This window comes from Vibrio pomeroyi (assembly GCF_024347595.1).
In the GTDB taxonomy this organism is placed as follows: Bacteria; Pseudomonadota; Gammaproteobacteria; order Enterobacterales; family Vibrionaceae; genus Vibrio; species Vibrio pomeroyi.
On the sequence record NZ_AP025506.1, the window covers coordinates 59,666 to 72,348 of the forward strand.

At 45.9% G+C, this 12,683-nt stretch carries 11 protein-coding genes; 7 read left to right on the top strand and 4 right to left on the bottom strand.

Annotated elements, in window-relative coordinates:
- Window positions 1-126: 126 nt before the first annotated feature.
- Window positions 127-2,169, top strand: coding sequence for an oligopeptidase A (gene prlC, locus OCV12_RS00270; protein WP_261885073.1), 2,043 nt, complete (start codon window positions 127-129; stop codon window positions 2,167-2,169).
- Between the two features lie 68 nt (window positions 2,170-2,237).
- On the opposite strand, the gene asnC is transcribed toward prlC, so the two are convergent.
- Window positions 2,238-2,702, bottom strand: a complete 465-nt coding sequence (gene asnC, locus OCV12_RS00275) for a transcriptional regulator AsnC (RefSeq protein ID WP_008218581.1) — start codon at window positions 2,700-2,702, stop codon at window positions 2,238-2,240.
- 125 nt (window positions 2,703-2,827) lie between these two features.
- Between asnC and OCV12_RS00280 the strand changes: the two genes are divergently transcribed.
- The 3 genes from OCV12_RS00280 (at window position 2,828) to OCV12_RS00290 (ending at window position 7,594) form a co-directional block, all read left to right on the top strand.
- A complete protein-coding gene (locus OCV12_RS00280; RefSeq protein WP_261885913.1) occupies window positions 2,828-5,950 on the top strand; it encodes an EAL domain-containing protein in 3,123 nt (1,040 codons plus the stop codon).
- A gap of 159 nt (window positions 5,951-6,109) precedes the next feature.
- Complete coding sequence (locus tag OCV12_RS00285) at window positions 6,110-6,889, top strand: class I SAM-dependent methyltransferase (protein WP_261885074.1); 780 nt, start codon at window positions 6,110-6,112, stop codon at window positions 6,887-6,889.
- A 141-nt stretch (window positions 6,890-7,030) separates the two neighbouring features.
- Entirely contained in the window at window positions 7,031-7,594 is a 564-nt protein-coding gene (locus tag OCV12_RS00290) for a hypothetical protein (protein WP_261885075.1), read from the top strand.
- A gap of 88 nt (window positions 7,595-7,682) precedes the next feature.
- On the opposite strand, the gene OCV12_RS00295 is transcribed toward OCV12_RS00290, so the two are convergent.
- A complete protein-coding gene (locus OCV12_RS00295) occupies window positions 7,683-8,561 on the bottom strand; it encodes a carboxylate/amino acid/amine transporter (RefSeq protein WP_261885076.1) in 879 nt (292 codons plus the stop codon).
- A gap of 52 nt (window positions 8,562-8,613) precedes the next feature.
- Window positions 8,614-9,048 carry a universal stress protein UspA gene (gene uspA / locus OCV12_RS00300; protein ID WP_017631982.1) on the bottom strand — a complete coding sequence of 145 codons (435 nt, stop codon included), beginning with the start codon at window positions 9,046-9,048 and terminating at the stop codon, window positions 8,614-8,616.
- 187 nt (window positions 9,049-9,235) lie between these two features.
- Between uspA and ftnA the strand changes: the two genes are divergently transcribed.
- From ftnA to OCV12_RS00315, 3 genes are all read left to right on the top strand, one after another.
- Entirely contained in the window at window positions 9,236-9,763 is a 528-nt protein-coding gene (gene ftnA / locus OCV12_RS00305; protein WP_017066029.1) for a non-heme ferritin, read from the top strand.
- A 68-nt stretch (window positions 9,764-9,831) separates the two neighbouring features.
- Complete coding sequence (gene uspB / locus OCV12_RS00310) at window positions 9,832-10,155, top strand: universal stress protein UspB (RefSeq protein WP_009848060.1); 324 nt, start codon at window positions 9,832-9,834, stop codon at window positions 10,153-10,155.
- A gap of 227 nt (window positions 10,156-10,382) precedes the next feature.
- On the top strand, window positions 10,383-11,576 hold the full coding sequence (locus tag OCV12_RS00315; RefSeq protein WP_176680674.1) for a BaiN/RdsA family NAD(P)/FAD-dependent oxidoreductase: 1,194 nt from the start codon (window positions 10,383-10,385) through the stop codon (window positions 11,574-11,576).
- A 123-nt stretch (window positions 11,577-11,699) separates the two neighbouring features.
- Here the strand turns inward: OCV12_RS00315 and OCV12_RS00320 are convergent, their stop codons facing one another.
- Window positions 11,700-12,605, bottom strand: coding sequence for a DMT family transporter (locus OCV12_RS00320; protein ID WP_261885077.1), 906 nt, complete (start codon window positions 12,603-12,605; stop codon window positions 11,700-11,702).
- Window positions 12,606-12,683: the final 78 nt, after the last annotated feature.

Below are 12,683 nucleotides of genomic sequence, written 5' to 3' on the forward strand. Positions count from 1 at the left end.
GCTTTATTGGGCACTATTTAATAACTATTCGCAGGTGATTTTTTTAGGGCGAACCTGAGCCTGATGACTGTAAGACGACCTCATTACAAAAAAGACGAAAGTCTCTAAAGCCAAAGGAATGTTTATATGTCTAATCCGCTATTAACCTTCACGGACTTACCTCCGTTTTCACAAATCAAACCTGAGCACGTTAAGCCAGCGGTTGAGCAAGTGATTGAAGCGTGTCGCAACAAGATAGAACAAGTACTTGAAGGTAATACTTCACCAAGCTGGGACAACCTAGTTGCTCCGATTGAAGAAGTGGATGATCGTTTAGGCCGTATTTGGTCACCAGTAAGCCACATGAACTCTGTTGTGAACAGCGACGAACTGCGAGAAGCGTATGAGAGCTGTTTGCCAGTATTGTCTGAGTACGGCACTTGGGTTGGTCAACACAAAGGCTTGTTTGAAGCGTACAAAGCGATCAAGGCGAGTGAAGCATTCTCAGCATTAAACCGAGCTCAACAAAAAAACATAACAGACGCACTGCGTGACTTCGAACTGTCAGGCATTGGCTTGCCAGCAGACGAGCAGCACCGTTACGGCGAGATCAGCAAGCGCCAGTCTGAGCTAGGTTCTCAATTCTCAAACAACGTGCTTGATGCAACAATGGGTTGGAGCAAGCAGATTACTGATGTTGCTGAATTAGCGGGTATGCCTGAATCAGCACTGGCGGCAGCTCAAGCGGCGGCCGAGTCTAAAGAGCAAGAAGGTTACCTACTGACTCTAGATATCCCATCATACCTACCTGTGATGACTTACTGTGATAACCAAGCGCTACGTAAAGAGTTGTACGAAGCTTACGTAACACGCGCTTCGGATCGCGGCCCGAATGCAGGCAAATGGGACAACACTGAGATCATCACAGAGCAGCTTAAACTGCGTCACGAGATCGCTCGTATGCTGGGCTTTAGCACCTACAGCGAGAAATCACTGTCGACTAAAATGGCTGAAACGCCAGATCAGGTTCTTGGCTTCCTTAACGACCTAGCAATAAAAGCAAAACCACAAGGTGAACGCGAAGTTGAAGAGCTGCGTCAGTTTGCGGAAAAAGAGTTTGGTGTTTCTGAACTAAACCTGTGGGATATCGCTTACTACAGCGAAAAACAGAAGCAGAACCTGTTTGAGATCTCTGATGAAGAGCTTCGTCCTTACTTCCCTGAGTCAAACGTGGTTTCAGGCCTGTTTGAGGTACTGAATCGTGTGTTTGGTATGTCGGTAACAGAGCGTGAAGGCGTCGATACATGGCACGAGTCTGTGCGCTTCTTTGATATCTTTGATGCGACAGGTGCACTGCGCGGTAGCTTCTACCTAGACCTATACGCGCGTGAACACAAACGTGGCGGCGCTTGGATGGATGACTGTCGTGGTCGTCGTATTACTGAATCTGGTGAGCTACAAACACCCGTCGCTTACCTAACGTGTAACTTCAACAAGCCAGTTGGTGATAAGCCAGCACTGTTTACTCATGATGAAGTGGTTACCTTGTTCCATGAGTTTGGCCACGGTATCCATCACATGCTAACGCAAGTTGAAGCGGGCGCAGTTGCGGGTATCAATGGTGTGCCTTGGGATGCGGTTGAGCTACCAAGTCAGTTCCTAGAAAACTGGTGTTGGGAAGAAGAAGCGCTGTCGTTTATCTCGGGTCACTTCGAAACGGGTGAAGCATTACCAAAAGAGATGCTAGAGAAGATGCTAGCGGCGAAGAACTTCCAATCTGCGATGTTTATCTTGCGTCAGCTAGAGCTTGGTTTGTTCGACTTTACGCTTCACACTGAATATGACCCAGAAGTGGGTGCTCGCGTACTAGAAACGCTAGCGGACGTAAAATCTAAGGTATCGGTGCTGCCAAGCCTTGATTGGAACCGTTTCTCTCATAGCTTTGGTCACATCTTTGCTGGTGGTTACAGCGCGGGTTACTACAGCTACTTATGGGCAGAAGTGCTTTCAGCCGATGCGTTCTCAGCGTTTGAAGAAGAGGGTATCTTCAACACTGAAACCGGTAATCGCTTCCTGAACAACATCCTTGAAATGGGTGGCAGTGAAGAGCCGATGGAGCTGTTCAAACGCTTCCGTGGTCGTGAGCCACAAATTGATGCGATGCTGCGTCATGCGGGCATCAGCGCTTAATATTGAGCTGATCAGAATGTAAAAAGAGCCTCCTTGTGAGGCTCTTTTTGTATCTATTTATCAAACAATTATGGGTTCACGTTGCGGTTGATAGGGTTCTGCAATGAAATCAGTGTCTCTGTCGACTGCACTTCATCAATCGCCTGCAGCTTATCGATCAACACAAACTGCAACTCTTCAATCGACTTACACATCAGCTTTACAAAGATATTGTAAGCACCGGTGGTATAGTACGCTTCAACCACCTCATCTAACGCATTCAGCTTGGCGATCGCCGAGTGGTAATCTTTGGCTGCATTGAGATTGATACCAATAAAGCAACACACGTCGTAACCTAGCTTTTTCGTGTTTACCACAACCTCGGTACGCTCAATAATGTCGGCCGATCTCATTTTCTCGATTCGAACGTGAATGGTCGCAGGACTAACGTCGAACTGCTTTGCCATCTCGGCATAAGGCGTACGAGCATCTTCCATTAAGGTTTTCAGAATGGCACGGTCTAGGTCATCGAGACGAGCGGTGGTTGTGGACATGCTTAACCCTTAGATTTAATGAAAATATATTGGCTAGAGTACATATCATAGCCAAGGGTGATAATATTAGCAGCAACGATGATGTTAGGGTGAATTCAGTGCGATTTTGGGTGTTATTTATTGCGATGTGTTGGAGCGTATTTGCTTCGGCTCAGACAAAAGATGTATTGGTGATCCACTCCTACCATCAAGGTTTTTTCTGGACGGATGATTTTCATAAAGGATTATCAGACGAGCTCGATCGTGATGGGCTGTCTTACCGTGTCGTTTATCTCGATAGTAAACGTACTCAAAACCCAGAATACCTAGAGCGTGTGTATCAGCTTTATCACACCAAGCTGCAGCATGAAGAATTTGCAGCGATTGTCGTTAGTGATAACAATGCACTCAACCTAATGAAGCGTCTTGCGCCTGATCTCAAGGGCACACCTGTCATCTTTGGTGGCATCAACAATTTCTCCCCTGAGATGATCGAAGGTTTGAACGCAACGGGCATCACTGAAGATATCGACTTAGTGGGCAATATCGAGCTGGTTAAACGTCTTCAATCGACCGTAAAGAAGATCTACATCGTTACCGATCACTCGGTCACGGGTGAGGCGATTCGTTCTCAAATCGATCTGTTCATCAAAACCCATCCGGACTTCTCTGACCTCGTTGAGCACTATGTGCCGGATTCTTACCAAGAACTAATGGAATTTTCTCAACGTGCCGATTTAGGCAAGAGCTTGCTGTTTTGGGCGTATTACCGCGATGCGCAAGGCAGAGTGAGCAGCGATGAAGATTGGCGACAACTGAACATCAAGACCCAAATGCCACTGTATATGGTGCATGATTTGGGGCTTGGTTTTGGTGCTATTGGTGGCGTGATTCAAAGCGGCGAAACGCAAGGGCGTGACACCGGACGCGTGTTATTGAATGTGCTGAATCACCCTGATGAGCCATTGCCGTTAGTGGTGGCTGGCGCTCCAGAAATCAAACTCGATTATCAACAGATCTCTCGTTGGGATCTGGGCGCTGAAAATGAAGCCTCGGTGACATTTCTCAATAAGCCTAAGTCATTCTTAATGCGCTACCGTGATGAAATTCGCACCATCGGCTTAATGTTCTTGAGCATGTCGTGTGTTATCGCAGTGTTGGTGTATTACCTTAATCGCCTCAAAAAGAGTGAACGTGCAAGTCGCCAAAGCCAACGACTGCTTGAATCGATATTCGATCAGAGCCTGCAATTTATGGGCATCATCGATAAAGGTGGCGTATTGCTGTCGAGTAACAGCAAGCTGCATGAGCTGCTTTACAATCAAGGCTATAAATTGGGAACGCCGCTTCAACAACATCAACACTGGGAAGATTCTGCAGGTGAGGTGTTGAGAGAGTACTTTGCAGAGAAAGGAGATCATCCGGCTCTGAGGTTTGAGGCTGAGGTATGGTGTCGTGACCGCGGTGCGATGGTATTGGATATCTCACTGAAGCCGATGCCGGGCAGTGAAGAAGGTGATATTCAGTTCTTGTTTGAAGCACGTGATGTCACCTCACGTAAGTTGGCTGAGAACAAGCTGTTCCAGCGTGAAGCGAACCTAAAGCTGTATTACGACAAACAACCCGTGATGATGATTACTTTGGATGGCAATAACCGCATTCAACAAGTGAACCAGTTTGCTGAAGAGCTGCTTGGTTACCCTCTGGATGAACTTTTAGGTCATCGTCCTAGAGAGTTCTATGTCGATGAGAATGCGATGATTCCTCGTCATATCCTGCTGCAACCACAACACAAGATTCGAGGTGTGTGGCGTCGTGATATTGAGTATCGCCATGCCGACGGCAGCACGATCTGGATTCGAGAAAATATCCGCCCGCTGGTGGAGTCGGATCAGCTACTGATTGTGGGTGAAGACATCACAGAAACACACGAGCTGTCAGAAAAGCTAGAGTATCAAGCCCAGTACGATCTGTTGACTGACACCTTTAACCGCAACCACTTTGAGCAAGAGCTACAAAAGGCGCTGAAAGAGGTCGAGAGCCACATGCGCACCCACGCGATGTTGTTCTTAGATCTAGACCAACTGAAAGTCTTGAACGACACCGCAGGGCATGAAGCGGGCGATGCCGCGATCTTGTTTAGTGCGCAATTACTCGAAGATGTGCTGCCATACAATGCGGTGTTGGCACGAATGGGCGGTGACGAGTTTGCGGTCCTTATCAAAGACTGTACCGAGCGAGACGCCGTGAATGTGTGTCGCAGTATTATCTCGATGATGAGTGAGAATCCATTTTTGTGGGATGATATTCGCCTCAATCTGACTTGCTCTATTGGCATCCGATTGATTGACCATACCGCGGCTTCACCGCAGATGGTGCATGCTCAAGCCGATGCGGCGTGTCACGCGGCCAAAGAAGAAGGTCGTAACCGCTATAACCTTTATCATCAAGATGATGAAGACCTGCGTCGTCGTCATCTAGAGATGGAGTGCGTGAACCTAGTGCATGAAGCCTTAGCCAATGATCGCCTAGAGCTGTTTGCACAGCGTATTCTTGGCTTAGATGAAGAAAGCGAGAAAATGCACTTTGAAATCTTGGTACGTATCAAGAACATCAAAGGGGAATACATCTCTCCCGGGATCTTCATGCCAGCCTCTGAGCGCTACAACATCGCGCACTTGATTGACCGCCAAGTAGTAGGTCAAACGCTGAGTTGGTTAGAGCAACGCCCACATCTGATTGATGAGCTAGGGATGTGCTCAATTAACCTTTCTGGTCACTCGATGGGTAATCGTGAGTTTGTTGAGTTCCTGATAGATAGCTTGAGCAACTCGTCGATACCGTGTCATAAGATTTGTTTGGAGATCACTGAAACGGCTGCGATGAGCAACATGAAGCAGGCGATCAAGTTCTTCACTCGTATTAAAGAGCTTGGCTGCATGATTGCATTAGACGATTTTGGCTCTGGTTTATCGTCGTTTGGTTACTTGAAGAAGCTTCCGGTTGATATTGTGAAGATCGATGGCTTGTTTGTGCGTGATATTGATGTCAACGAGATGGATCATGTGATGGTTCGTTCGATCAATGATTTAGCCAAGCAAATGGGCAAATACACGGTGGCGGAATTTGTCGAGAATACCCAGATTATCGACAAGCTGATTGAGCTAGGTGTGAACTACGCACAAGGCTACATTATTGGCCGACCTAAGCCGCTTGCAGAACTGGTTGAAGAGTTACAGAAAGAGCGAGCGCTAGAGCACCTCAATTAAGTAAACCAAGTTACATGATGAGGATTCATTAGCTCTGGTAATTTAAGAGCTAACAGCTTTGAGAGCTAATAGTTTGCTCCGTTAATATGTATTGTTGAGGCAATCAGGTAAACTGGTTGCCTCTTTTGTTTTGAATACTACTGTCTGTTGGAGACGACCTTGCAACTACAACTGATTTGCGAAGATGCTACCCAAATCGATCATTTAAATGACTTAGCGGCCCGTTGGAATTTATCTCATGATGAAAACAGCGAATTTGCTTTGGTGCTGACTGACGAGCGACTTGAGTTACGCAAAGTGGACGAACCAAAACTTGGCGCTATCTTTGTTGATCTAGTCGGCGGCGCGGTTGGTCATCGACGTAAGTTTGGTGGTGGTAAAGGTCAGGCGATCGCCAAGGCGGCAGGCTTAAATAAAGGGGCTACGCCAACCATTCTTGATGGCACGGCTGGCTTAGGTCGCGATGCGTTTGTATTGGCCTCTCTCGGTTGTAAGGTACAAATGGTTGAGCGTCACCCTGTAGTAGCAGCTTTGCTGGATGATGGCTTACAGCGCGCCCAGCAAGACCCAGATATCGGTGGCTGGGTAAGTGAACGTATGAAGTTGATTCACGCTTCAAGCCATGATGCGTTAGATAAGCTGAGTAATGATCCTAACTTCGAGCAGCCAGATGTGGTGTATCTCGATCCAATGTATCCGCACCCTGAGAACAAAAAGAAATCGGCTCTGGTCAAAAAAGAGATGCGCGTATTCCAATCTTTGGTCGGTGCAGATTTAGATGCTGATGGTTTGTTGGAGCCTGCAATGAAATTGGCATCAAAGCGAGTTGTGGTCAAAAGACCCGATTACGCAGCATGGCTAGACGAGCAAAAACCAAGCATGGCGATCGAAACTAAAAAGAATCGTTTTGACGTCTATGTGAAAGCATCAATGACTTAAGTAAAGCATCAATAACTTAGCAACACGCTAAGAAAATTTCCCGTCATAAATACGATAAATCACCATTTAACACTTGCGATAGTCGCGTTACGGATGTATATCTAACTAAGAATCATTATTATTCTTAGCTGGAGTTGTAGCATGGCTAAACGCTTTTGTAAGTTAAACCGTCGAGATATTACCGAACACCTAGGCGAGATCCACAGCTTGGTTACCCAGCCAAAGTTTGTGTGTCGTTCTTGTGCGCGTTCATCGGCGGACGAAGCGAACTTATGCAAACCAACCGCAATTCCACCGATTGGCTGTCAAAACAAACCTGCCGAAGAGAAAGCGGCGTGTGGTCTGTTGGCTGAAACATTGCCTAAGCCTGAAATAACACTGGCTGAAGTTGTGGATACGCCTGATTCTGCCGTTCAAATGTTTGACCCTAGCGTTGCAAGTATTGCTAAGAAACCATCATTGAAAAAAGCCAAGCTGAAAAAGCTTATGGCGAACAGTGGTGAGAAAAAAGAGCTTAAGCGAGCGAAGAAAGCCGCGAAGAAGCAAGAGAAGTACAATAAGAAACTGGCGAAGATGATTAAGAAGCAGCAGAAGCTGTTTAAGAAAAGTCAGAAGATGGAAAGCAAGTTGGAACGCATCAACCTACAACTTGATGACGTTGTTTTCACAGAGAGCCCATCAATGGCCGTGAACCATATTCACTGATTGTAATGATATCACCCAATTAAAAAGAGCGACCTTAGGTCGCTCTTTTGCTTTCTGGGGTAACTCAAAATCGATTCAATCAAGCCAATTAAGCGTTGCTAGCGGATCTCGCGACACGCTTTTTCACCCAAGTTTCGTTGACCCACAATGAAAGCAAGATAACCCCGCCACCAATCGACAGTCGAACCAAGTCGACATCTCTATTCCAGATCAGGATGTTCACTACCAAGCCAGCAGGCACTAGGATGTTGTTCATTACCGCAAGTGCGCCCGCATTCACCATGCATGCGCCTTTATTCCACATAAAGTAACCCAAACCTGAAGCGATTAAGCCTAGGTAGATCAGGATCCCCCACTGAAGTGCGGTGGTTGGCAGTTTTTCAGGGTTGCCCAGTAGCATGAAAGCAACCGAAGCGACACACAAAGCACCTAAGTAGAAATAGCCAAATACCGTGTGTTGAGGCAGCTCAGTAGATTCATTCTCCATCACCACCTTATAGCCAACCTGACCGATAGCAAAACATAGGTTCGCGCCTTGCACGACAAGGAAGCCGACTAAAAAGTTGTCGTTGATGCCTGCGAATTTAATGAATACCGCGCCCAATACCGCAATTGCAGCCGTCACTAGGTACCAAGGTGAGAATTGTCCTTTGAGAAAGTCATAAATAAGCGTGACATAAATTGGAGTAAAGACGGTAAACAAAAGGACTTCAGGCACTGACAGCAGCAAGAACGACTGATAATAGAAGCAATACATCAGCCCAAGCTGAATACCACCAATAGCCATCAATTTAGCGATCAGCTTACGTGAGACACCACGAAACTTAAGGAAAGGAAGGAATACGAGACCCGCCAGGGCAACACGCATCAAAACAGAGAACCAAGCATCAACCTGACCAGCAAGGTAGACGCCGATCAGGCTAAAGGAGAAGGCCCATAGGAGGGTAACACCAGCTAAATAGCTCATAGTAAAACTTCGTTAATAAGATATGAGCTGTATGTTACCTAACCTTAAATCATTAGTCTTCTGAATCTCTTAGAGGCACGACCAGCATATCAACCGGTGAGGCGTTGATCAGTTGGCGTGTTGAAGAGAGTAGTTTGCTCCAGAAGTCTTGATGGTGTCCGCAAACCACTAGATCCACATTGAACTCGTTGATGGTGTCACACAGTTCGTGGCTCAAGTCACCACTGCCCACTAAGGTGTGAGTGATTGGGTATTGAGCGTGTTCTGCAAAGTTTTGCAGCTGAATACGAGAGGCTTCCATCGCGTTGTGTTGGGTTTCTGCCATGTTGATATCAATCAGGCCGGTATAGAGCTCTGCGTAGTTAATGTCGATATGGATAAAAGAGACTTTGGCTTCCAATGGCTTTGCCAATGCTACCGCTTTATCCACAATTAATTTGCTGTCATCTGATAAATCGACTGCGACCAAAATATGTTTGTAACTCATATCGCTACCTCCTTTATTCATTGTCTGATTAAAGATTAGCACTATGCGATGGCTTTTTTTGCTGAAGTGATCTCATATCCACTGTCTTGCGTAGTGATGATTCAAAATTGGTTAACTAATGCTCTGCGAGATATTAATAAAATAGTGATATAGTAGAGAAAATTGAGGATGTAATTAGGAGTCTTAAATGCTGTCAAAAACTATGGTTGAGCAACTGAATGATCAAATTAACCTAGAATTTTTCTCATCCAATCTATACTTACAAATGAGTGCTTGGTGTGAAGACAAAGGATTTGAAGGTGCAGCCGAGTTTCTGCGTGTTCATGCGGTAGAAGAAATGGAGCATATGCAGCGTCTTTTCACTTACGTAAGTGAGACAGGTGCAATGCCAATTCTAGGTGCAATTGAAGCACCAAAACACGAATTCGAAAGCCTTGGCGCAGTGTTCCGTGAAACTTATGAACATGAGCAGATGATTACTGAAAAGATCAACAAACTGGCTCACGTTGCTTTCAGCACACAAGACTACTCAACCTTTAACTTCCTGCAATGGTACGTTGCAGAGCAACACGAAGAAGAGAAGTTGTTTAAAGGTGTATTGGATAAGCTAGAACTTGTTGGTGAAGACGGTAAAGCATTGTTCTTTATTGATAAAGACCTAGCGCAATTGGCAAAAGATGGTTCATCTTCAATTATGGAAGCTCCTGCCGTTTAGGTAGTACGAGAAAGACACTGATTATCTTTTTCTTTTGAGTTTTCTTATGAAGATGTAGGGAGGAAAGGATGATCAGCGGCGACACTATTCTATTTGCACTAATGGTTGTGACTTGTGTGAACTGGGCGCGTTATTTTACTGCGCTAAGAACACTGATTTATATTATGCGAGAAGCACATCCTCTACTTTATCAACAAGTAGACGGAGGTGGGTTCTTCACAACTCATGGCAATATGACCAAACAAGTCCGCTTGTTTAGTTACATCAAAAGCAAAGAGTATCACCATCACCATGACGAGGTGTTCACTTCCAAGTGTGATCGTGTAAGACAGTTATTCATACTCTCTTCTGCTCTGCTTGGTGTGACGTTATTGTCGTCGTTCATCGTTTAGGCGATCCAGTACGTGTGATATAGAGTGCCGGTTGTTCGTTAAGCTCAGTAGCGTAATCGCAGCTGTCTGAGATTTGTACAATTGAACATCAATTGCAAAGTTAAAAATTGACGCTAAAATAGCGAGCAATTAGTAAGGATGTGCTGTTTATGCACATCCTTTTTTATTGATGGCATTTCGAGAACAGGGTGTACTCGTGATGCAAAAGTGAAGAAAGCAGAACCACAATGAGTGAAAAATTTGATGTAATCGTGATTGGTGCGGGCGCCGCAGGCTTAATGTGTGCTGCGGAAGCTGGTAAACGTGGCCGACGAGTGCTGGTGGTTGATCATGCGAAAAAGCCAGGCAGAAAAATTTTAATCTCAGGTGGTGGTCGTTGTAACTTCACTAACTATGACGTGTCAGCGAACAACTTCCTTTGTAACAACCCTCACTTCGTGAAGTCAGCTTTATCTCAATACACCAACTGGGATTTTATCTCGATGGTGAGCAAGTACGGCATTGAGTTCGAAGAGCGCGATCACGGCCAATTGTTCTGTGTGAATGACCACACCGCAAAAGACATCGTGAGCATGCTGCTTGAAGAGTGTAAGCAAGTGAAAGTTGAACAACGCTACCGTTGTGATGTTCACTCAATCGAAAAGACCGATTCTGGCTTCAAGATGCACCTTAATACCGACGAAGTTGAGTGTGACTCGCTAGTTGTCGCGACCGGTGGTTTGTCGATGCCTAAGCTAGGCGCAACGCCATTTGGCTACAAGATTGCAGAGCAGTTTGGCTTATCAGTCATGCCGACCACAGCAGGTTTAGTGCCGTTTACGCTACATAAAGAAGACAAAGAAGATTTCGCGGAGCTTTCTGGCATCGCGATTCCTGCGGAGATCACGGCGCAAGATGGCACCTTATTCAAAGAAGCACTGCTGTTTACGCACCGCGGCCTATCTGGCCCTTCTGTGCTGCAAATCTCTTCGTTCTGGAAAGCGGGTCAGTCGGTTTCGATTAACCTAGTACCAGAGGTTGATGTGGCTGAGTTGTTGGCTAACTCTCGCGAGAAGCACCCAAACCAAAGCTTGAAGAACACCTTGGCAAAAGCACTACCAAAGCGCTTTGTAGAGGTATTGATTGATCGTAAAGAGCTAGAAGACAAACCACTTAAGCAGTTCAACGAAAAGCAGTTGAATGACATTGTCGAGCACCTAGAGAACTGGAAAATCGCACCTAATGGTACTGAGGGCTATCGAACTGCCGAAGTGACTTTAGGTGGTGTCGATACCAACCATCTATCGTCGAAAACCATGGAATGTAAGAGCGTTTCTGGCCTTTACTTCATTGGCGAAGTGATGGACGTGACGGGCTGGTTGGGTGGCTACAACTTCCAATGGTGTTGGAGTTCTGGTTTCGCAGCAGGTCAGTGGGTGTAAGCACTTCGCTTATCCATTAGTTCAGGTTACATAAAAATGGCGAGTCACGTGACTCGCCATTTTTGTATCTAATTCAGACCTGAAATTAACTAAGTTGATGGTTTTCGGGATCAATCGGCGCTTTTAGTTCTCATTAGCAACAGTCTTATTTTTTGAAAACTTGATCTGTTGAATCACCAAACCGGCGATGATCAGTACCAAACCAAACAATGTCGCCGGGTGGATTTCTTCGCCGATAATGGTTGAAAGTAGCATCAACGAGATAAACGGTGAGGCGAAAATTAGGTTACTGATACGTGCCGTGTTGTTGGTCAGTTTCAGTGCCGATAGCCATAATACAAAGGTTATGCCCATCTCAAATAGACCAACATAAGTCACCGCCATCCAACCCTTTGTCGTAATTTGGCTAAAGCTTTCGCCCTCGTAAATGGTTAAACCAATTGCGAATGGCAGCGCCACTAAGAACCCAAGCAGTACACCTACCACAGGGTCAGCTTTGTTTTTGGTGTTGAGAATCCAGTAGCCCGCCCAAAGTAGAGTTGAAAGTAGAGCTAATGCCACACCAAGTGGGCTATCGAACTGCATGCCTAACACGTCGCCTTTGGTGGCAATGACCACGACACCTGCGTAGCTGAAGGTACACGCAATCCAATCTTGCTTACGAATTTTTTGTCCCAGAAAAACCGCTGCCATTAAAGTTAGGGTAATTGCCCAGCTGTAGTTAATCGCTTGAGCTTGAGAAGCGGGCAGCAGGTCGTATGCTTTGAAGAGAATCAGGTAGTAAGCCAGTGGGTTAACCAAACCGAGCAGTAGGTAGTACCAAGGGTTTGAAAGAAACGTAGTGCTCAGCTGAGAAAGCTTACCTTGAAAGGCGCAAACGGCGATCAGCGCAATCGACGACACAATACTGGCAATAGTCAGCATTTGAATCGGTGAAAACTCAGCAAGGGTCAGCTTAAAAGCAGTAGCGACCGTTGACCACAGTAGCACTGCGGAAAGACCAAAGCCCAAGGCACGACGTTCGTTCATAGCAACTCATTCTAATTTGATGGGACAGAATACGGAGCGCTTAGTCTATCTGTCGAATTTTAATACGGCAAACTGGAC

Excerpts from the sequence above, each read along its gene's own strand:
- uspB (WP_009848060.1), top strand. The coding sequence starts at position 9,832 with ATGATCAGCGGCGACACTATTCTATTTGCACTAATGGTTGTGACTTGT.
- OCV12_RS00295 (WP_261885076.1), bottom strand. The coding sequence starts at position 8,561 with ATGAGCTATTTAGCTGGTGTTACCCTCCTATGGGCCTTCTCCTTTAGC.
- uspA (WP_017631982.1), bottom strand. The coding sequence starts at position 9,048 with ATGAGTTACAAACATATTTTGGTCGCAGTCGATTTATCAGATGACAGC.
- OCV12_RS00320 (WP_261885077.1), bottom strand. The coding sequence starts at position 12,605 with ATGAACGAACGTCGTGCCTTGGGCTTTGGTCTTTCCGCAGTGCTACTG.
- ftnA (WP_017066029.1), top strand. The coding sequence starts at position 9,236 with ATGCTGTCAAAAACTATGGTTGAGCAACTGAATGATCAAATTAACCTA.
- asnC (WP_008218581.1), bottom strand. The coding sequence starts at position 2,702 with ATGTCCACAACCACCGCTCGTCTCGATGACCTAGACCGTGCCATTCTG.
- OCV12_RS00290 (WP_261885075.1), top strand. The coding sequence starts at position 7,031 with ATGGCTAAACGCTTTTGTAAGTTAAACCGTCGAGATATTACCGAACAC.
- OCV12_RS00280 (WP_261885913.1), top strand. The coding sequence starts at position 2,828 with ATGTGTTGGAGCGTATTTGCTTCGGCTCAGACAAAAGATGTATTGGTG.
- prlC (WP_261885073.1), top strand. The coding sequence starts at position 127 with ATGTCTAATCCGCTATTAACCTTCACGGACTTACCTCCGTTTTCACAA.
- OCV12_RS00315 (WP_176680674.1), top strand. The coding sequence starts at position 10,383 with ATGAGTGAAAAATTTGATGTAATCGTGATTGGTGCGGGCGCCGCAGGC.